At 69.4% G+C, this 20,074-nt stretch carries 18 protein-coding genes; 4 read left to right on the plus strand and 14 right to left on the minus strand.

What is annotated here, in order from left to right:
• Positions 1–6 precede the first annotated feature (6 nt).
• A complete protein-coding gene (locus tag ACTOQ3_RS30550) occupies positions 7–789 on the plus strand; it encodes an ABC transporter ATP-binding protein (protein WP_440086891.1) in 783 nt (260 codons plus the stop codon).
• 230 nt (positions 790–1,019) lie between these two features.
• Positions 1,020–2,024 (plus strand): methyltransferase, encoded by a 1,005-nt coding sequence (locus tag ACTOQ3_RS30555; protein WP_440086892.1) that lies wholly within the window; start codon positions 1,020–1,022, stop codon positions 2,022–2,024.
• Between the two features lie 186 nt (positions 2,025–2,210).
• Here the strand turns inward: ACTOQ3_RS30555 and ACTOQ3_RS30560 are convergent, their stop codons facing one another.
• The 10 genes from ACTOQ3_RS30560 to ACTOQ3_RS30605 form a co-directional block, all read right to left on the minus strand.
• Positions 2,211–3,506 carry a flavin-dependent oxidoreductase gene (locus ACTOQ3_RS30560; RefSeq protein ID WP_440086893.1) on the minus strand — a complete coding sequence of 432 codons (1,296 nt, stop codon included), beginning with the start codon at positions 3,504–3,506 and terminating at the stop codon, positions 2,211–2,213.
• Between the two features lie 25 nt (positions 3,507–3,531).
• On the minus strand, positions 3,532–4,347 hold the full coding sequence (locus tag ACTOQ3_RS30565) for an ABC transporter permease (RefSeq protein WP_440086894.1): 816 nt from the start codon (positions 4,345–4,347) through the stop codon (positions 3,532–3,534).
• Positions 4,344–5,123 carry an ABC transporter permease gene (locus tag ACTOQ3_RS30570; RefSeq protein ID WP_440086895.1) on the minus strand — a complete coding sequence of 260 codons (780 nt, stop codon included), beginning with the start codon at positions 5,121–5,123 and terminating at the stop codon, positions 4,344–4,346. Before ACTOQ3_RS30570 ends, ACTOQ3_RS30565 begins: the two co-directional genes overlap by 4 nt.
• The gene (locus tag ACTOQ3_RS30575) at positions 5,120–6,064 is read right to left on the minus strand and encodes an ABC transporter substrate-binding protein (protein ID WP_440086896.1); all 945 of its coding nucleotides are present in this window, start codon (positions 6,062–6,064) and stop codon (positions 5,120–5,122) included. The genes ACTOQ3_RS30570 and ACTOQ3_RS30575 overlap by 4 nt, the downstream gene beginning before the upstream one ends.
• 885 nt (positions 6,065–6,949) lie before the next feature.
• On the minus strand, positions 6,950–7,489 hold the full coding sequence (locus ACTOQ3_RS30580; protein ID WP_440086897.1) for a GTP-binding protein: 540 nt from the start codon (positions 7,487–7,489) through the stop codon (positions 6,950–6,952).
• A 7-nt stretch (positions 7,490–7,496) separates the two neighbouring features.
• Positions 7,497–7,895: a DUF742 domain-containing protein gene (locus tag ACTOQ3_RS30585; RefSeq protein WP_362680287.1), complete on the minus strand. Its 399-nt coding sequence runs from the start codon at positions 7,893–7,895 to the stop codon at positions 7,497–7,499.
• 9 nt (positions 7,896–7,904) lie between these two features.
• Positions 7,905–8,327: a roadblock/LC7 domain-containing protein gene (locus tag ACTOQ3_RS30590; protein ID WP_030906232.1), complete on the minus strand. Its 423-nt coding sequence runs from the start codon at positions 8,325–8,327 to the stop codon at positions 7,905–7,907.
• Positions 8,324–11,305 (minus strand): sensor histidine kinase, encoded by a 2,982-nt coding sequence (locus tag ACTOQ3_RS30595; RefSeq protein ID WP_440086898.1) that lies wholly within the window; start codon positions 11,303–11,305, stop codon positions 8,324–8,326. Before ACTOQ3_RS30595 ends, ACTOQ3_RS30590 begins: the two co-directional genes overlap by 4 nt.
• Before the next feature lie 197 nt (positions 11,306–11,502).
• Positions 11,503–12,909, minus strand: a complete 1,407-nt coding sequence (locus ACTOQ3_RS30600) for an aminobutyraldehyde dehydrogenase (protein ID WP_440086899.1) — start codon at positions 12,907–12,909, stop codon at positions 11,503–11,505.
• 34 nt (positions 12,910–12,943) lie between these two features.
• Entirely contained in the window at positions 12,944–14,215 is a 1,272-nt protein-coding gene (locus ACTOQ3_RS30605) for a glycosyltransferase (RefSeq protein WP_440086901.1), read from the minus strand.
• 126 nt (positions 14,216–14,341) lie between these two features.
• Here ACTOQ3_RS30605 and ACTOQ3_RS30610 point away from each other — a divergent pair, with 126 nt between their 5' ends.
• Positions 14,342–14,950: a TetR/AcrR family transcriptional regulator gene (locus ACTOQ3_RS30610; RefSeq protein WP_440071216.1), complete on the plus strand. Its 609-nt coding sequence runs from the start codon at positions 14,342–14,344 to the stop codon at positions 14,948–14,950.
• Here ACTOQ3_RS30610 and ACTOQ3_RS30615 read toward each other — a convergent pair.
• Genes ACTOQ3_RS30615 through ACTOQ3_RS30630 form a run of 4 tightly spaced genes read right to left on the minus strand, consistent with a single transcriptional unit; the run spans position 14,944 to position 18,743 of the window.
• Positions 14,944–15,969 carry an ABC transporter ATP-binding protein gene (locus tag ACTOQ3_RS30615; RefSeq protein WP_440086902.1) on the minus strand — a complete coding sequence of 342 codons (1,026 nt, stop codon included), beginning with the start codon at positions 15,967–15,969 and terminating at the stop codon, positions 14,944–14,946. The genes ACTOQ3_RS30610 and ACTOQ3_RS30615 overlap by 7 nt on opposite strands.
• Entirely contained in the window at positions 15,969–16,742 is a 774-nt protein-coding gene (locus tag ACTOQ3_RS30620; RefSeq protein ID WP_440086903.1) for an ABC transporter permease, read from the minus strand. The genes ACTOQ3_RS30615 and ACTOQ3_RS30620 overlap by 1 nt, the downstream gene beginning before the upstream one ends.
• The gene (locus tag ACTOQ3_RS30625; protein WP_440086904.1) at positions 16,735–17,619 is read right to left on the minus strand and encodes an ABC transporter permease; all 885 of its coding nucleotides are present in this window, start codon (positions 17,617–17,619) and stop codon (positions 16,735–16,737) included. Before ACTOQ3_RS30625 ends, ACTOQ3_RS30620 begins: the two co-directional genes overlap by 8 nt.
• Positions 17,616–18,743, minus strand: coding sequence for a polyamine ABC transporter substrate-binding protein (locus ACTOQ3_RS30630; RefSeq protein ID WP_440086905.1), 1,128 nt, complete (start codon positions 18,741–18,743; stop codon positions 17,616–17,618). The genes ACTOQ3_RS30625 and ACTOQ3_RS30630 overlap by 4 nt, the downstream gene beginning before the upstream one ends.
• Before the next feature lie 313 nt (positions 18,744–19,056).
• Here ACTOQ3_RS30630 and ACTOQ3_RS30635 point away from each other — a divergent pair, with 313 nt between their 5' ends.
• Positions 19,057–20,040, plus strand: coding sequence for a hypothetical protein (locus ACTOQ3_RS30635; RefSeq protein ID WP_440086906.1), 984 nt, complete (start codon positions 19,057–19,059; stop codon positions 20,038–20,040).
• Positions 20,041–20,074 lie beyond the last annotated feature (34 nt).

The following is a 20,074-nucleotide window of genomic DNA, read 5'->3' on the forward strand; positions in this document are numbered from 1 at the left end:
CCTGCTGTGCTCGAAATCACGAACCTGTCCCATACATACGGCAGCGGGCCGACCGCGCACAACGCGCTGGGCGGCATCAACCTGAAGGTCGCCCAGGGCGAGCTGGTGTGCGTCGTCGGCCCCTCCGGGTGCGGCAAGTCCACCCTGCTGCGCTCCATCGCGGGGCTGATCCGGCCCAGCGGCGGCCAGGTCACGCTCAACGGCACCCGCGTCGAGCAGACACCCGACAACCTGGCCGTGGTGTTCCAGGACTACAGCCGCTCCCTGTTCCCCTGGATGTCGGTGGCCGACAACGTCTCGCTCCCGCTGCGCCGCAGGGGTCTGGACAAGCAGCGGCGCAGGGAGTCGGCGCTGGAGGCGCTGGAGGAGGTCGGGCTGCAGGGCGCCGCGGCCAAATACCCGTGGCAGCTGTCCGGCGGCATGCAGCAGCGGGTGTCCATCGCCCGCGCGCTGGCCTACCGTCCGGCGCTGCTGCTGATGGACGAGCCGTTCGGCTCCGTCGACGCCCAGACCCGCGAGGACCTGGAGGACCTGACCCTGCGGGTCCGAGGCCTGCACAACATGACCATCGTGCTGATCACCCACGACATCGACGAGAGCGTCTACGTCGGTGACCGCGTCGTGGTCCTGTCCAAGGCGCCCGCCGGGATCGTGGGCGACCTGCGCGTGGACCTGCCGGGGCCGCGCGACCAGATCACCACCCGCGAGCACCCCGACTTCGTGCACCTGCGCGCCGAGGTCGGCCGCCTGGTGCGCGGCATCCCCAGCCCGTCCACCCCGGCCCACTGAGCCCGGCCCTCCCCGCCCCCGGCGCCGGCCCCCGCCCCGGGCTCACGGCCCCGGCTCACGGTCCCGGACCGCGACGGGAACGCCGGCGGGCCCGGCTCCCGGTGCCGTGAAGAACACCCGCCGGAGCCGGCGCGCCCCCCGCCCGGGCGCGCCGGCGCTCCGGTGTGGACGCCCGACCCGGGCGTGCCGGTCCCCCTCACGGAGCCGCACGCCGCACAGAGAGGATCTCCATGAGCAACCCACAGGCACCGGTCTGGGACGCGATCGGCGGCGTCTCCCGCTTCGCCGCCCTCGCCACGATGGCCGAGCTCGGCTGCGCCGACCACCTGCGCGACGGGCCCCTGGACGTCGACGAGCTCGCGCGGCGCTGCGGCGCCGACGCGCCCGCGCTCGGCAGGGTGCTGCGCGAACTCGCCTCCATGGGCATCGTCGCGACGGTACGGCCCGGCGTGTACGAGCTGACCGAGGCCGGAGCCACCCTCCGCGACGACGTGCCGGGCTCGCTGCGCCCGGCGGTACGGATGATCGCCGAGGAGGGCTTCTGGTACGGCATGGGCAAGGTACCGCAGACCGCCCGCACCGGCAGGTCGGGGTTCGCCGAGCGGCACGGCCCGCTGTACGGCTACCTCAAGGCCAACCCCCGGGCCGGGGCCCTGTTCAACGACTACATGGTGGTCCGGGCCAAGCCCTTCGCGGACGCGGTGGCCGAGCGCTACGACTTCTCCGGCGTGCGCACGCTGGTGGACGTGGCCGGCGGCAAGGGCCACATCCTGGCCGCCGTTCTGAACAGGTATTCAAATGTCGCGGGCATTCTTTTCGACCAGGAACAGGTGGTCGAAGACGCCAGGCGGTTCTTCACCGAGGCTGCTCTTGAAGACCGGTGCAAATTCGTCTCCGGCGACTTCTTCGCCTCGGTACCCGAGGGCGGCGACACCTATCTGTTGAGCAGCGTCATCCACAACTGGTCCGACGAGGACTCGGTGCAGATTCTGCGCAATGTCCGTAAGGCCATTTCCGAGGACGGCCGGGTGCTGCTGGTGGAGGCCGTGGTGCCCGACGACGACCGGCCGCACATCAGCAAGGACATCGACATGCGCATGCTCGCCCTGTTCGGGGACGGCATGGAGCGCAGCGCCTCCGAGTACGCCGCACTGCTGGAGGCCTCCGACTTCCGGCTCAGCCGGCAGGTGGAGCTGCCCCAGGGAGCCTCCGTCGTGGAGGCCCTGCCTGTGTGACGGGGCTGTGTGACGACGGTCGGCGGCCGGTGACGTGAACCTCGCGTCACCGGCCGTCGCCGTTTCGCCCGCCTCGCGAACCGCGCCCGCGCTTCCGGGCCGGGAGTGCGCCCCGTCCCCCGGGGACGGTCTCGCCCCCTGCCGGTTCAGCGGTCACCAGCCAGGGCCACCCGTCACCAGAATCTCCTACATACCGATATAACGAGCATTCCACGAGGAACGGGCGTTGAGGGCGCTCACGTCCACGTCGGTGATCCTCTGCTGGGCAGCGGCCATCTCCGCCAGTTCCTTCGGCGTGAGCACGTCGGCGATGTCGTCGAACCCGCCGGGCGCCCGCTCGGTGACCAGCGCGATGGTCTTCTCCATGGGCAGCTCACGATGGGCGAGCACGAGCCCCGTGGTGGCGGTCCTGCGCTCCTTCTCGTACGCGGCCAGTCCCGCGGCCGGATCGGTCGCGCCGGCCAGCTCCCTGGCCAGGACCCGGGCGTCCAGTACGGCCTGCGAACCGCCGTTGGCGCCCACCGGGTACATCGGGTGCGCGGCGTCTCCCAGCAGGGTGACCCGGCCCGCTCCCCACGAGGGGAGCGGGTCCTTGTCCACCATGGGGTACTCCAGGATCCGTTCCGAACCGGAGATGAGCGCGGGCACGTCCAGGTAGGGCAGTCTCCAGCCGTCGAAATGCGGGAGCACGTCCTCCAGACGGCCGGGTCTGGACCAGTCGGCGGCCGGGACGGGGCCGGGTTCGGCGGTCATCACCTCGGCCACCCAGTTGATCAGCACTCTCCCCCGGACCCGAGCCCGCGAGATGGGGTAGACCACGAACTTCGCCGACAGGTTGGAACCCGCGACGATCATCGTGGTGCCGTCGAGAAAAGGATCCCCCTCGGCCGTTCCCCGCCACATCCGGATCCCGTTCCACAGCAGCGGCCCGTCGCCGGGATGCAGCCGGGCACGCACGGCCGAGTGGATGCCGTCCGCGCCCACGAGGACGTCGGCCGTCTCCTTCAGGCGCTCACCGGTCCGCACGTCGCGCAGCGACACCGTGACGCCGGTGACGCCGGCGGGTCCGGCGGGTCCGGCCTCCTCCTGCTCGAATTCCTCCAGCCGCAGCCCGGTCCTGACGGCGCCGGCGCCGAGCCGTTCACGCACCGCGGAAAGAAGCAGCATCTGCAGCTCACCGCGGTGAACGGAGTACTGGGGCCAGTTGTATCCCGCGAACCTTCCGCGCGGCAGCGACAGGATCGTTGCACCGAACCTGTCCGTGAAGTTCATGGAACCCGTCGGGACGCCGATCTCCGCGAGCTCGTCCCCCACGCCGAGCTCGGTCAGCTCCCGGACGGCGTGGGGTTGCAGGTTGATGCCCACCCCCAGCGGGCGCAACTCCACGGCCGACTCGGCGATCACGCAGTCGATACCCGCGGCGTGAAGGCTCAGCGCGGTGGTGAGCCCTCCGATGCCACCTCCGATGATCAGTACTCGCATGGCGTCCTCGATGTCCGTCGGGGGTTCATGTCTCACTCCGCGCGTTCAGGTGCCACCTGAGCACCCGCTTCTCCACCGCCACGAAAACGGCGTTGAGCAGGTACCCCAGTAGGCCCAGGATCACGATTCCCGCCCACATCCGGGGCAGTTCGAAGCTGCGCTGTGCGCCTATGAGAAGCGAGCCGATGCCCACGGTGCTCCCGATGAGCTCGGACAGGACCATCAGGATCAGGGCGAGGCCCAGGCTGATCCGGAGCCCGGCCACGATCTTGGGAGCCGCGCCGGGAATGATGATCCACAGCAGCCTCCGGATCCCCCGCACCCCGAAGACCTCGGCACTGTCCAGATGGAGCTGCTCCACCGTACGTACGCCGTCGGTGGTGTTGAGCAACACCGGCCAGATGACTCCGGAGACGATGGTCGCCACCTGCATGGGCGTCCCGAGCTGGAACGCCACGATGTAGAAGGAGATCAGGGTGGGCGGCGGAACCGCCCGTCCGAAGTGGACCATGGGCTCCACGTAGTCGGCCAGCGTGCGGGACAGGCCCAGCGCGATGCCGACGGCGACCCCCGCGAGACAGGCGAGCGCCCACCCTCCGAAGAGGTTGTACAGGCTGTGCCCGAAGTCGTCCAGCGCGTCCTGGGTGAGGAACAGCCGGCTCGCCGGACCGGAGAACCACAGCTCGTACATCGTCGCGACGATCTGCGACGGCGGCGGGAAGTAGCTCTCCTGGATGATCCGGGTGGCCACCTCCCAGACCGCGATCAACGCGGCCGCGAGCCAGAACCGGGACACCGCCCCGGTGATGACACCGCGCGCCGCCGTACCGGCCCGGCTCATCGTGTCGTCTCCTCGGCGCGCGCGAAGTGCCAGCCGAAGAGACCGCGCTCCACCCGGAGCAGCAGCGCGTTGACGACGAGGCCGAGCGCTCCCGCCCAGACCGCACCGGCCAGTATCACGTCGGTGTTGCCTCCGGAGCTGCCCGCGGTGATGAGGAAGACGCCGAGACCGCTCGTGCCGCCGCTCAGCAGTTCGGCGCTCACGACCACGACCAGCGCGATGCCCGCGGAGACACGCACCCCGGTCGCCACGAACGGTGCCGCGCTGGGCAGCGAGACCCGCCAGAGCACGGCCAGGGGACCGAAGCCGAAACTACGCAGCGCGTCCTTCGCCACGGGGTCCACGTCCCGAAGCGCGTAGAGCGTGTTGAGCAGGATGGGCCAGGAGGCCGCGTAGAGGATCAGGGACACCTTCATCTCGGTCTCCGCCCCGAACAGCAGAATCGCCAGCGGGATCAACGCCACCGAGGGGATCGGGCGGAGAAACTCCACCACGACCCGGCTCGGCGTGCTGAGCCACGGAACCGATCCGAGCACCACGCCGGCGGTGACCGCCACGACGACGGCCAGAGCCAGGCCGACCAGCCAGGCCAGGACCGTGTCCGCCACACCGGCGAGGAAGAGGGGGTCCCCCGCCAGCGTGACGGACCGGAGCAGCACGACCGAGACCGGTGGGACGACCTCCGGGTCGGCGATCCCCAGCCGGATGACCGTCTCGGCGAGGACCATCGCCGCGCAGGCCCCGATCGCCCCCCGGATGACACGGTTTCTGTTCACGTGCCGGCGATGATGAGGTCCTGCACGTTGAGCGTCTCGTCGAGGAGGCCTGACTCGCGCATGGTGTCGGTGACCCGCTGGAGACCGGTGGCGTTCAGCGTGGTGGGGAAGCTTCCGAAGGCGAGGTCGGCCGCCGTGTCCGCGGTGATCTTGGTGTATTTCGGGATGGCCGCGATCACGTTCGCCCGGTCGGCCGCGAGCGCCTTGGCCTCCGCCATCACCCGCTGGAACGCCGCCACGGTGTTGGGGTTCGCCTTGGCGAACTCCGAGGTCACCGCGTAGCCGGCGATCGGGAAGTCCGCGGTCGGTCCCTGGGAGAGGTCCCAGAGGACCCGGGCGCCGATGGACCGGCCGATCAAGGTGCCGAACGGCTCCACGACCACGACGGCGTCGGCCGTGCCGGCCTTCAGCACGCTCTCCATCTCCGGGAAGGGGAACTCCACGAAGCTCTTGTCCTCGTCGAGCTCGATGTTGTGCGCCTTGGCGGCCACACGGGCCAGCATCGTCGCGATGTTGCGCTTGGTGTTGACCGCGATGGTCTTGCCCTTGAGGTCGGCCACGGTCCGGATCGGGCTGTCCTTGGCGACCATGATCGTATGCGTCCCGGGAGCGCTCCGGAAGCCGTCGGAAACGATTTTGAGGTCGATGACACCCTTGGCGTGGGCGCTGAAGAAGGAGACGTAGTTGCCGAAGCTGACGTCCAGGCTGCCGCCCTTGAGCTTGGGAATGGCCTCCGCGCCGCCCGCGAGCATGCTCAGCGTGACATCGAGACCCTGCTTCCTGAACAGCCCCTTCTCCAGCGCGATCTGCAGCGGCGCCGTGTCGAGGACCGGGATCGTGCCGATGTTGATCTTGACCTTCTCCGGGCCGGAGCCGCCGGCGTCCCTGCCAGGCTCCTCGGCGCCGCCGCATCCGGTGACCGCGATGAGTGCCAGCGCCATGATTCCGGCAATGGACGAGCGTAATCTCATGGATCCCCCAAGGCCGCGCAGCATGAAGAAACGATCTTCAGAACGAAGAACGGCAGATTCTAGCGTCCATACATATCTATAATACGAATTCCGCTATTGTGTTATCAAATTTCCAATTTAGAACATATTTCACGATGAACGACAGTGCGGCACGAAACAGACATAACACCACTAGGTGCCATAAGCTCCGCTTGAGTCCCCGCACCCGTTCCAGCGAATCGCGCTCCGGAAATCACCTTGCTCGAAATCACCGGCCTCACCCACGCCCACGGCGGCGGCGAGAAAGCGCACCGGGCCGCCGAAGAGCCCGAACCTAGCGTCGGGGCCTCCGCGTCGCCGGCCTTTCGGACCCCGTGAAGTCCACCCCGCCGCGCCCCGCCGCCGGCCTCGTCAGGCCGGCCGGCGAAACCGTCGAAGTGGGCGGAGTTCCGGTCCGGCGGACGCCCGGCAACCTGGCGGTGGTCTTTCAGAGCACCGGACACGAACCAGATGCGGGCACAAATAATATATTCACGCCCTATATTTCAATATAAGTGACGTGTACATGTTCGCGGCCATCCGCCCGCCAGGCCGACGCGCCGTCATACCGCGCCGTCCTCACGTTCGAGGTCCTGTCGGCGGGCAGGAAAGGATCCCGATTAAGGAAGTCTTATAAGGATCGGACGATCTGTCCGTAATTCCCTCATCGGCCTTGTCGTCGTTCCAGCGCTCGCCTCGTGCGGCGATTCCGGTACCGGCACGGGAAGGCCGGACCGGACGGTCTCCGCCTTCCACGAGAGTGAGGGTCTTCGTGAAGGCGGGTCTCCCCGAAGGCGCGGGCCTCGTCCCGATGAGGACGAGGCCCGCGCCGGGACGTCAGACCCGGAGGGTGAGAACGTGCTCGACCAAGGTGATCAAGGTCGACTTCACGGCGTCGCGGGACCGGGCGTCGGTCCGGACGACGGGGATGTGCGGGGCGATCGTCAGAGCCTCCCGCACCTCCTCCTCACCGTGGACGTGCGATCCGCCGAACCCGTTGAGGGCCACGACGAACGGCAGGCCGGCCTCTTCGAAGTAGTCGATCGCCGGGAAGCTGTCGGCCAGCCGCCGGGTGTCGACGAGCACGATCGCGCCGATCGCGCCGCGGACCAGGTCGTCCCACATGAACCAGAACCGGTGCTGACCCGGCGTACCGAACAGGTACAGGATCAGATCACGGTCCAGCGAGACCCGGCCGAAGTCCATGGCGACCGTGGTGGTCCGCTTTGTCGGAATGTGCGAGAGGTCGTCGACGTCCGCACTCGCCTCCGTCATCACCGCTTCCGTGGTCAGCGGCATGATCTCGGAGACCGCACCGACGAAGGTCGTCTTGCCGACACCGAACCCGCCGGCAACGACGATCTTCGTCGACGTCATTCCGGCGTCAGAGCCTGCGAAGCCCACTGAGCACCCTTTCAAGCAAATTGAGATCCGGCTTACCCGCATCCAGCGACGGCTGGTGGATCTGCACCAAGCCCTCGGCCGCCATGTCCGCGATCAACACCCGGGTCACGCCGAGAGGCATGCGCAACAGGGCGGAGAGCTCGGCAACCGAGCGCACCTGCCGGGACAGCGAGATGATCGCCTGATATTCCGTGGAGAGCGTGGTGGGATCCACGCCCGCGAACGTCGCCGAGGAGACCAGCGCCTCGAGAGCGAGCTGCATCCGAGGAGCGGTCCTGCCCCCGGTCACAGCATACGGACGGATCAAACGATCTCGCCCGCTCTTGGCCTGGGACGTGCCCAGAGATTCCTCCGGGCCACGCCAACCTGGTGCGTCCATATCACCCCCCTATCGCTGAACCGACTGCAGCTCGGCCCGGAGCGCAGGCGTAAGCGCCTGGCCGGCACGCTCTGCGAGCAGTGTCATCTGGTAGGCCACGAGGCCCATGTCGCAGTCCGGCGAGGCCAGCACGGCCAGCGCGGAGCCATCGCTGATCGACATGGTCAGCAGGAGACCCCGCTGCATCTCGATCACCGTCTGTGCCACGGGACCGCCCTCGAAGACCCGCGAGGCCCCCTGGGTGAGACTGATCAGACCGGCCGTGATCGCGGCGAGCTGGTCCGCCCGGTCCTTGGGGAAACCCTGGGAGTAGGCCAGCGGGAGCCCGTCCGCGGAGACGATCACCGCGTGCGCCACTCCGGGCATCTCCTTGACGAACTCGGTGATCAGCCAGTTGAAACCGCGAGCGGCCTGGCTGAGTTGGTTGTTCACTGCTGGTTCTCTCCCTCGACGGCGTTGGCGCGCTCGCTCATCTCAGCACGTCCCTGCCGTACGCCTTGCTGGAAACTGGACAGACGGCTGCGCACCCGTTCCGCCGATATCGGCGGCATCGGGGGGGCCGGAGCCGCCGGAGCCGCGGAGGCGGCCCCGGGAACGAGGTTCGCCTTGGGCACCCGCTTGGGCAGGCCCGCTCCGGTCACGCCGCCCTCCACGGGCTTCTTGGCGACCTCGGCGGCCGCCCAGCCCTGGTCGGAGGGAGTGCTCCACGGCTGCCTCTCGGCCGCCGGCTCGGCCGGCCTGGGCTGCTGCGCCTGCTGGGGCGTCCGCTGCGGCAACGGCTGGGACTGCTGCTGGGGCGTCCGCTGCGGCAACGGCTGGGACTGCTGCGGCGGTGGCGAGGAATGCGTGATCTGCGGGATGTTCTGGGTCTCCAGCCCTTGCGGACCCCTCCTGACCCGTTGCTCCAGCGGCCGTGGCCTGACCTCGGCCACGGGCTCGGGAGCGGCCTCCGGCTCCGGCTCGGGAGCGACGGACGCGCTGCTGCGGAACCAGTCGGAGCCCACCGCCGCGAAGATCGGCAGGAACTCCTCGGGCTCCGGTTCCGTCGGCGGCACCTCGACCACGGGAAGTGCCTGGGTGTTCTCCATCGGTTCCAGCCGCTGCGGCGTCCAGGGGTCGATCGCGGGCGGGTCGGGCCAGGCCGAGGGGAACGACGGCGGCGCGGTCGACGCCATGGGGGACGACCACAGGTCCTCCACCGCGGAGGCGGGCACCATCGGCCCGGACCACAGGTCCGCGGACGTCGGCGCCGGCACCTGAGGAGGCGCCTGGGCGGGCGGCGTCCCGGGACCGGCCTGCGGCCGGGTACCGCGCCCGGCCCCGGCCCCGGCCCCGGCCCCGGTCCCGAACGGGTCCGGGTTCGGGACGGAGCCGAACGGGTCGGGGTTCACCGCGCCGAACGAGTCCTGGTTGGACATGTTCGACATGCTGGACATGGAGCCGAACGAGTTCGCCGGGCCCCCGAAGGAGCCGGACGGCATGCCCTGTGCCGACATCGCCATCTCGGGCATCATCGTGGACTGGGCCACCACCTGCACCGGCAGGAGCACGACGGCGCTGAGGCCGCCGGTGTCCGGGCGCCTGAGCTGGACCCTGATGCCGTGGCGCATGGCCAGGCGGCCGACCACGAACAGGCCCATCCGGCGGGAGACCGACAGGTCCACCGCGGGGGGCTCGGCCAGGCGGCGGTTGGCCTCGGCCAGTTCCTCGTCGCTCATCCCGATGCCGGAGTCGGTGACCGCCAGGATGACGGCGCCCATCTCGTTGCCGTTGCTGGTCACCGTGATCTTGGTGTCCTGCGGCGAGAAGAAGATCGCGTTCTCGACGAGCTCCGCGACCAGGTGGACGATGTCGTTGACGGCCTGACCGATGATCGAGATACCCGACTCGATCCGGAGGTTGACCCTCTCGTAGTTCTCGACCTCCGACAGCGAGGCGCGGACGACGTCGCTGAGCGGGACCGGCTCACTCCACCGGCGGCTCTGCTCCTGGCCGGCGAGGACCAGGAGGTTCTCGGAGTTGCGGCGCATGCGGGTGGCCAGGTGGTCCAGCTTGAAGAGGCTGCCCAGCCGGCCCTCGTCCTGCTCGCCCTGCTCGAGGTCGTCGATGAGGTCGATCTGCCGTTCCACCAGCGACTGGGTGCGGCGGGAGAGGTTGACGAACATCGCGTTGATGTTGCTGCGCAGGCGGGCCTCGTCACCGGCGAGCCGGATGGCCTCGCGGTGGACCTCGTCGAAGGCCCGGGCCACTTCCCCGATCTCGTCGCGGGAGGCCACTCCGATGGAGGGCACCTCGACGTTCGGGGCGTGGTCGCCGGACTCCCGCAGCACCCGGACGGTCTCGGGCAGCCGGGTGTCGGCCACCTCGAGCGCCTCGCTGCGCAGCCTGCGCAGCGGCCGGACGAGCGTGCCGGCCACCCAGGCGGTGATGAGCAGGATCAGTACCAGCAGGACCAGGATCGAGGCGCCGGAGATCACGGCGCTGCGCTGCTCGGCGCTCTCCATCTCCTGGCTGCGGGCGACGACCGCGGACGCCAGGCGGCGCTCGAGGGTCCGCATGCCCTCCACGATCGAGGTGGAGGCGCCGTACCAGGTGTTGGCGCTCGCGGGCCAGGTGCGGCCGGCCATCCGCTCCAGCGGCTTGTTCTCGCGCATGAGGGACATGACGAGGGCACGCACGGAGTCGGCCTGGTCGACCTTGGGGCCGGTGACCGCGTCGCGGAAACCCTTGATGTCGGAGGCGGAGGCGGTGGCCCGGAAGGCGTTCTCCTCGCTCTGCTGGCTCCGGTACGCGCCGAGGAGGTCGGCGGGGTCGTCGAAGTCGAACTTGCGGTCCAGGAAGCTGACCAGGAGGGTGCCGCGCTGCCTGGCGACCTGCTCCTTGGCCCGGGTCAGCGCGCCCAGCGCGAGCGCGTCTCCGATGAGGCGCTCGTCGCCGCCGCTGCGGCCCAGGTCGTCGTGGAGGGTGATGAAGTCGGTGATCATCCGCGTGTACATGCCGAGGGCCGCTCGGGGGAGCACGCTTCCCTCGGTCATCAGCCTGCGCAGGCCGGGGAGCCCGTTGAGCCAGCGGCGGATCTGGGCGACCTCGGTACGGACGCGGGCGGCCTGCGACGCGTCGAGGGTGTCCATGGCGGCCAGCGTCTGCTCCCTGCTCCGGTCGACCACCGCGCGCTGTTCCCTGACCCTGCCCAGGTTGGTGCGGGTCTTGGCGGCGATGGACCAGGCGGTGAGGTCGCGCTCCTCGGCCATCTCGTGGGAGAGGGTGCCGAGCGACTCGACCAGCGCGGCGACCTCGCTCATCCGGCGGTACTCGTTGGCCGTGGACAGGGCCGTGGTGAGCTGGAGGCCGGTGAGGAGCACGGCCGCGGCGGTCGGGAGCAGGATCAGCGCGACCAGACGGGGACGCACACGCCAGTTCGCCGGCAGGAGTCGACTGCCCACCCCTGACGCGCGGTGGCTCCGGCGGTCTTGTGTCATCACTGGCCTACGTAACCCCTCGCCGGATTTGGAAGCGGCGGAAGCAATTTGAGCACATCCTTTATGTCACTTCGAATGGAGTAAGTGCCGACATATCCCCTTAAAGGGGACATATGGCATCAAAGTTTTCAGGCGGGCCGGAAGGAATCCCTCACCTCCGGAGCCTGGTGCTTGATCATCAGATGGCGGGTCACAGAGTATTCCTGAACCGCCTCCTGACTCATGTCCTTGCCGAAGCCACTTCCCTTGACCCCGCCGTGCGGCGCCTCGGACGCGATGGGCAGATGGTCGTTCACCCAGGTCACGCCCACGTCGAGCCGGTGCGAGACGCGCAGTGCCCTCGCCACGTCCCTGGACCAGACCGAGGAGGCCAGGCCGTAGGGGGTGTCGTTGGCCAGCCGTACCGCCTCGTCCTCACCGTCGAAGGGCAGGGCCACGAGGACCGGACCGAAAAGCTCACCCTGAACGATCTCACTGTTCTGCGCGGCGCCGGAAACCAGGGTGGGCGGATAGTAGAACCCGGGCCCCTCGAGCGGGACACCGCCGTGCAGCACGGAGGCGCCCGCGGCGACGGCGCGCTCGACGAAGCCGTGCACGCGGTCGCGGTGCCCGGCGGAGATCAGCGGGCCGATGTCGGTGGCCGGGTCCCAGGGGTCGCCCACCGTGATCTGGGCCAGCGTCGCGTGGAGCGCCTCGACGGCCTCGTCGTACACGTCGCGGGAGATGTAGACGCGGGTCGCGGCCGTGCAGTCCTGGCCGGTGTTGTAGGTGGCGCCCATCGCGACGCCCCTCGCCATCTCCGACAGGTCCGCGTCGCCGAAGACCAGCGCCGGGGCCTTGCCGCCGAGTTCCAGGTGGACCCGCTTCAGCGAGCCGGTGGCACCGCGCATGACGGCGCGGCCGGTCGCGGTGGAGCCCGTGACGCTCACCATGTCGACGCCCGGGTCGGCGACGAGGGCCTCGCCCACCTCGGCGTCGCCCAGGACGACCTGGAGCAGGCCGTCGGGCGCGCCGGCGCGGGCGAACAGCTCCGCCATCCTGAGCGTGGTGCCCGGCGTCTGCGGGGCGGGCTTGATGACCACCGCGTTCCCGGCCGCCAGCGCGGGGCCGATCTTCCACACCGCCATGACCAGGGGGAAGTTCCAGGGGGCGATCGATCCCACGACCCCGACCGGGCGGCGTACCAGCACCGAGGTGTAGCCGGAGCTGAGCACCCCCGCGCCGGTGCCGTCCAGCGAGCGGGCCGCACCGGCGAAGAAGCGGAGGTTGTCGGCCGCGAACGGCAGTTCGCCGTCGCGGAAGACCGCGGCGGGCTTGCCGGTCTCGATGACCTCCAGCCGGGTGAGCTCCCCGGCGTCGCCCTCGACGAGGTCGGCGAAGCGCAGCAGCACCCTGGACCGTTCGGCCGGGGTCGCCGTGCTCCACTCCTCGAACGCCGCGCGGGCCCGCCGCACGGCGGCGGCCACCTCCTCGATCGGGGTGTCGGCCACCTCCCGCAGCAGGTCGCCGGTCGCCGGATTGATCAACTTGCCCATGGAACTTCCCTCGTCGTGGTGATGCGGGGAGCCGTCAGGCGCCGGCCCGCTCGATCAGGTCGGCCGCCCTGCGCAGGCCGTCCCGGCCGCGGATCTCCTCGCCCGCGGCGGCCAGGCGCTCGCGGAGCGCGGTGTCGCCCAGGAGCCGCTCCAGCGCACCGGTCAGCTCCTCGTCGGAGAAGGTGTAGGTGGCCAGGCGCACACCGTAGCCGAGCTCGTGGACGCGCTGCGCGTTGTCGTACTGGTCCCAGAACAGGGGCAGCAGGATCATCGGCTTGCCGAAGTGCAGCGCCTCGGTGGTGGTGTTGTTGCCGCCGTGCGTGATGACCAGGTCGACCAACGGGATGATCTTGGTCTGCGGCACGAACTCGGCGCCCCACATGTTGCCGGCCAGCTTGATCTCCTCGTGCAGCGGCCCCATGGAGACGATGAAGCGGTACGGGGTCGTGGCCAGCACGTCGATGACCCGCTGCATGAGGGCGACGTCCGCCGAGCCGAGCGAGCCCAGCGAGAAGTAGACCAGCGGCCCCTCCTGCCCGGCCAGCGACGCGGGGAGCTCGAAGCCGCCCTCCGTCTCGCGCACCGAGGAGTCCAGGCGGTGCCAGGAGTCGCCCAGCGGCCGGGCGTCGGTGTAGTCGGCGATCTCCGGGAAGACGTACAGGTTGAGGTCGCCCTCGTGGATGAAGTCCAGGTCCGGCAGCGGGCGGGCGCCCTGCTCGACGACCCACTCGTTGAAGGCGGTCCAGATCTCGCGGTGGGTGCGGTCGTACTCGGCGTTGAAGGCGTCCCACTCGGAGCGGTCGTCGGCGGGCAGCCCGGAGAAGACCGGCGCGACGCCCTCGCCGCGCACCTCCAGCGGGTTGCAGGACACGATCCGCACGAACGGCTTGCCCGCCGTCAGCAGCGCCGGGAAGGTGATGACGTTGTCCTCGACGATGACGTCCGGCTGGACGCGCTCGATAATCGCCTTCAGCTGAGGCTCGCAGTACTTGGCGCCGTCGATAAGCGCGTCCCAGATCGGCTTGGTGACCGTCTCCAGCTGCTCCAGGGTCGACTTCCGGTATTCGGGCGCGGTGTCCCTGATGAAGTCCTTCCAGAACTGCCCGGCGTCCTGCTCCTCCTCGGACGGCGGCGCGAGATCGACCAGGTCCTCCTCGAATCCGAGAGCCGCCAATTTCCCCTTCCAGGAGGCCTCAGCTGCGAAAACGACTCGATGTCCGCGCTTACGAAGAATGTCACCGATGCCGATGCAGTTGTTCGTCGGCCCGTAGGCACTCTCCGGCATGAACAGGATCGTGAGAGACATCACGCCTCCTTGCGTCTAGGGGGTTGCGGCTTTTGAAGAATGGTTCAATTCTTGGCTGGTAAAAACGCCGGGAAAGGGCCACTATGGACCCCGGCACAGAGCGTGGTTTTCAACGAGCGGGGGAATATGACGCGCAAGGGACGGGCGGACCGGCGCCTGGATCTCATCGCGGCCGCACACCGGGCGATCGTCCGGCACGGCACCGAGGGGGTGCACCTCAACCACGTCGCCGAGGAGGCCGGTCTGACCTCCGGAGCGGTCCTCTACCACTACCCGCGCCTCAGCGAGTTGCTGGTCGACGCCCACCACGCCGGGATGGAGCGCTTCTACGAGCAGAGGCTCAAGCGGATCAGCGGCATGCGCGACCCCGCGGAGAAACTCGTCGTGACCATCCGCTCGGGACTGCCGCACGGCCCGGACGACCCGGACGTCCGGCTGCTCAACGAGCTCGGCGGCGCCGCGGCCCGCAACAGGATGTACGCGCTCCTGCTGACCACGCTCTACGACCGCCAGGTCTCGCTCTACCAGAGCATCCTCGACACCGGGGCCGCCCTGGAGACCTTCAGGCTGTCCGGCGACTCGCTGCCCATCGCCCGCAACCTCGTCGCGCTCGAGGACGCGTACGGCTACCGCATAACGGCCCGCCATCCGGTGATCGGCACGCAGGAGGCGGCGGAGCTCATCCTCGACTACGCCAGGACCGCGACGAACAACCCGCTCAAGTCTTCTCATTGAGGGATCAGCACTCCGTCCCCGTCCGCCCAGTCGAGCGCGACGGGGGAGCCTGCACGCACCTGCGTGGCCCCGGGGGTGGCCACCAGGACGGGCGTGGGGCGCCCGCTCACCTGGACCGACACGTGCGAGACGCCGCCGAAGAAGCTCACGTCGACGACCTCGCCGCGCAGCACCCCCTCGGTCCCGAGCCTGAGCCGCTCCGGCCGTACGGCGAGCAGCGCGGGCGTGCCGTCGGGCAGGTTCGAGACGCCGGGAAGCACGCCGAGCCCGTCGCCGGCCAGGCCGACCGAGCAGGCCCTGCCGGGGAAGATGTTGTTGGCCCCCACGAAGCCGGCGACGAACGGGGTGCTCGGGCGCTCGTACAGCTCCACCGGGGCGTCGACCTGCTCGACCGAGCCCGCGTTGAAGACCGCGATCCTGTCGGCGAGCGACATGGCCTCCTCCTGGTCGTGGGTGACCACGACGAAGGTGATGCCGACCTCGTTCTGCAGCCGCTTGAGCTCCAGCTGCATCTCCGCGCGCACCTTCTTGTCCAGCGCGGACAGCGGCTCGTCGAGCAGCAGCAGGCGCGGCCGCTTCACGATCGCGCGGGCCAGCGCGACCCGCTGCCGCTGGCCGCCGGAGAGCTGCTGCGGCCTGCGCCCGGCCATGGCGTCCAGCCCGACCTTCTCCAGCACCTCGCCGACCCGGCGGCGGATCTCCGCCCGGCCCAGCCTCTCCCGCTCCAGGCCGTACGCGACGTTCTTCGCCACGGTCATGTGCGGGAACAGGGCGTACGACTGGAACATCAGGTTGACCGGGCGGCGGTGGGCGGCCTGGCCGAGCAGGTCGTCGCCGTCGAGCGTGACGGAGCCCTCGTCGGGTGACTCGAAGCCCGCCAGGATCCGCAGGAGCGTCGTCTTGCCGCAGCCGCTGGGGCCGAGCAGCGCGAAGAACTCGCCCTGCCGGATCTCCAGGGAGACGTCCGACAGCGCCGTGACGTCGCCGAACCGGCGGCTGACACCTGTGATCTTCAGCATTAGGACAGCGACTCCGTCAGTCGGGTCATCCGCTGGGTCACGATCACCGCGGTGAAGCTCACCAGCAGCAGCAGCGTGGCCAGCGCGTTGATCTCGGGGGTGACCCCGAAGCGGACCATTGAGTAGATGACGATGGGCAGGGTCGGCGTGGTGGGCGCGGCCGTGAAGTACGCGATGACGAACTCGTCGATCGAGAGGGTGAACGCCAGCAGCGCGCCCGCCGTGATGCCCGGCGCCAGCTGCGGCAGCGTGATCCGCAGGAACGTGGTGAACGGCGTCGCCCCCAGGTCCCTGGACGCCTCCTCCAGGGAGGTGTCGGCTCCCGCGAGCCGGGTGCGCACCACCGCGGTCACGAACGCCATGCCGAACACCGTGTGGGCCAGCAGCACCGAGTGCAGCCCGAGGGTCGACTTGATCGTGGCGTAGAACACCAGCAGCCCGATGGCCAGCACCAGGTCGGGCAGGACCGCGGGCAGCACGCCCAGCGCGTCCAGCGTCCGCGACCTGGTGTGCCGGGCCAGGCCCACCGCCAGCAGGGTGCCGAGCACCGTGGCCAGCACGGTGGAGCCCGCGGCCACGACGAGGGTGTTGACCAGTCCCTCGCGGATCTTGGCGTTCTGGGCGAGGACGCCGTACCAGTCCAGGCTGAAGCCCTCGTAGACGTAGGGGGACTCGCCGGCGTTGAACGACATCACGACGAGCACGGCGATCGGCGTGTAGAGGAAGACGTAGGTCACCCAGAAGGGGACGTACAGCAGGCGTGATCTACGCACGTCGGGCACTCCAGGCCTGCAGGAGCAGCAGGACGATCAGCACGGCGATCAGCGCCAGCGCGAGGGTGGATCCGAACGGCCAGTCGCGCGCCTTGAGGAACTGGTCCCTGATCAGGTTGCCGACCATGATGGAACGGCCGCCGCCGAGCAGTTCGGGGATGATGAAGTTGCCGAAGCTCGGCACGAAGACGAACAGGCAGCCGGTGAGCACGCCCGGCAGGGTGAGCGGCAGCGTCACCGACGCGAACGTGCGGACCGGCGAGGCGCCGAGGTTGGCCGAGGCCTCGCGCAGCTGCGGGTCGAGCTTCTCGATCGCCGCGTACAGCGGCAGGACCATCAGCGGCAGGTACGAGTAGACCAGGCCGGTGACGATGGTGCCCTGGTTGTAGAGCAGCTCGAGCGGCTTGTCGATCAGCCCCAGGTCCAGCAGGGTGCTGTTGACCAGGCCGGGGCCGCTCAGCAGGATGATCCAGGCGTAGATGCGGACCAGGAAGTTGGTCCAGAACGGCAGCACGATCGCCACCAGGGCGATCGTCTTCCACTTCCGCGGGAGCTGGGCGATCAGGTAGGCCGTCGGATAGCCGACCAGCAGGGCGATCAGCGTGGCGATCGTGGCCAGTTTCAGCGAGCCGAGCACGACGTCCAGATAGAGCGGGTCGAGCAACCGGGCGAAGTTCTTGCCCGTGACCTCGTAGACCACCCCGCCGAACCGGCCCCTGCGGAACACCGTGAAGCTGAGCAGCAGGGCGAGCGGTACCAGCAGGAGGACGAGCAGGTAGGTCAGACCGGGCCCCAGGAAGACGAGCCTTCCCAGGGCACGCGACCGGCGCGCCCGCGATCTCGCGGACGCGCCGGAAACGACGGTGGAACGTGTCACTGCTTCGCCGAGACCTCGGTCGCGAGCTGGGTGAACTTGACCGAGTCCTCGCCCAGGTCGATGATCGACTCACCCTTGAGCAGGTCGGACGGCGTCATCTGCAGCGGGGCGTTGTCGGCCTTGAGCTTGGCGTCCATCGCGTCCATCGCGGCCTTGTTCGGGACCTTGTAGAGGATGTTCTCCGCGGCCCAGCCGTGGACCTTCGGGTCCAGGATGTAGTTGATGAAGGCGTGCCCCGCCTCCTTGTTCTTGGAGGACTTCAGCACGACCATGGTGTCCACCCACAGGTCGCTGCCCTCCTTCGGGATCACGAACTTGATGTTCTTCTCGGTGGTCGGGCACCAGCCGTCCCACGCCTCGACCATCACGGCCTCGCCCGTCTTCAGCTTCTCGCCGAAGGTGGTGTCGTCGTAGCCGAGCAGCTTCGGCTTGGCCTCGAGAAGCTTCTCCTTGACCTTGGCGATCTCCTCGTCGCTCTTGGTGTTGACCGAGTAGCCGAGGGCCTTGATGGCGGGAAGGGCCAGCCAGCGCTCGGTGGTCATCATGGTGACCTTCTTGAGCGCCTCGGCCGGCGGGTCGAGAATATCGTTCCAACTCGTCGGCGCGGTCTTCACCAGGTCGGTCCGGTAGCAGATGCCCGTGGTGCCCCAGGTGTAGGGGACCGAGAAGACGTTGCCCTTGTCGTAGGACAGCTCCTTGGCCTCGGGGTAGAGGTTCGCGAGGTTCGGGATCAGCTCGGGGTGGATCGGCTCCAGCAGCCCGGCCTCGTTGAGGGCCTGGGCGTACTGGCCGGAGACGAAGGCCACGTCGAGACCGGTGTCGGTGCCGGCGGTGAGCTTCGCCATGATGTCCTCGTTGGTGGCGTGCTCCGTCACCTTGAGGGTGGTCTTGAGGTTGTCCTTGATCCGCTGGGGCAGGTCCTCGGGCGTGTAACCGGCCCAGACGGAGATCGTGACGCTCTGCTTGGAGAGGTCGGCGTTGGGGTTGAGCTGCGCCGACGAGGCACTGGCGGCGGGCGCGGCGGCGGTGTCCGCGGCCTCACCGCCGCAGGCCGAGACTGCGAGCGCGAGACCGGCGACCAGGGCGGCGACCGGAAGACGACGGGTGTACCGGGTGCGGGACACGGCCGCTACTCCTTCAGAATTCAGTGTAATTGGGGTAGACCGGCCGTTGGGGACACGGCAGACCAAAGCAGGAGTGTTGCAGTCAACATTAACTTGAGCAAGACTTCCCCCGACATCACCCCTGGAAAGTCTGGTCCGTTTGTTAAATCCTGCTTCAATCTGGGACCGGCTCGACACGGTTCCCCGGGCCGGCGACGGGCGGACCAGTGAGCTCCTCGCGGCTCTGACCTGCGAGGTCCCGGCGCCATTCGACGTCCGCCGATTCCATCCGCTTCCCGTGCCGATCACTACTCTTTTCTCAATCGACACTCAATTGTCATCGACCGGCGAGGGCGTCCGAGGCCCCGAACGAGGGTTCGAGGTCGACCAGACCAACCACTCGGTGGTCGTCGGCGAGAGGGTCGTCGTGAAATGGCTCACCCCGCCCGCGCCGTTCCCCCAGCCCGCGCCCGACATGTTCGCGCACCTGGCGTCGGTCGGCTTCACCGCGACCGCCACGCCGTACGTGTCCGTCTCCCGGCGCGCCGACGACGGCTCCGAGCTGCTGATCGCCCTCGTCACCGCGTACCTGCCCGGCGCCGCGGACGGCTGGGAGTGGTGCGTGGACGAGGCCGTCTCCGGTGGCACCTCCTTCGCCGCCGACCTGGGCGTCCTCGCCGCCGACCTGCACGCGGCGATGGCGACCCCGTCCGCGACCTTCCCCGACCCCGTGGGACGCGCGGACGCCGTACGGGCGGGAGAGAGCCCGTGGTCGCTCCGGGCGGGCGAGGCGCTGGAGGAGGCACTGGCGCTGACCGGCGGCGAGGACGGCGACTGGCTCGCGGAGCGCGCCGGCGCGCTCCGCGCCGAGCTGGCGCCCCTCGCCTCCGCGGGGGCCACCCCGCTGATCCGCATCCACGGGGACCTGCACGTCGGCCAGATCCTCCGCTGGCGGGACGGCTACGCGGTGATCGACTTCGACGGCAACCCGACCGTCGCGGACGCCGACCCCTTCCAGCCCGCGGCCCGTGACCTCGCCCAGCTCACCACGAGCCTCGAACACGTCGGCCAGGTCGCGATCAGGCGCCGCGACGCCGACCCCGAGGTGATCGCCGGCTGGTCCGCCGCGGCCCGCGCCACCCTGGAGTCGGCCTACCTCGGGCGGCTGGCCGAACGGGGTCACGCCGCGCTCCTGGACCGTTCCCTGCTGCTCCCGTTCGAGATCGAGCAGGAGTGCCGCGAGCTCGTCTACGCGGCCAGGCACCTGCCCCGCTGGCGCTACGCCCCGATGGGCGTGCTGCGGTCCCGATACCGATGAACCCGACGAATCCGAAGAACCCGACGACCTCGAT

Origin of the sequence: Streptosporangium sp. LJ11 (assembly GCF_051918945.1) — a bacterium.
In the GTDB taxonomy this organism is placed as follows: Bacteria; Actinomycetota; Actinomycetes; order Streptosporangiales; family Streptosporangiaceae; genus Streptosporangium.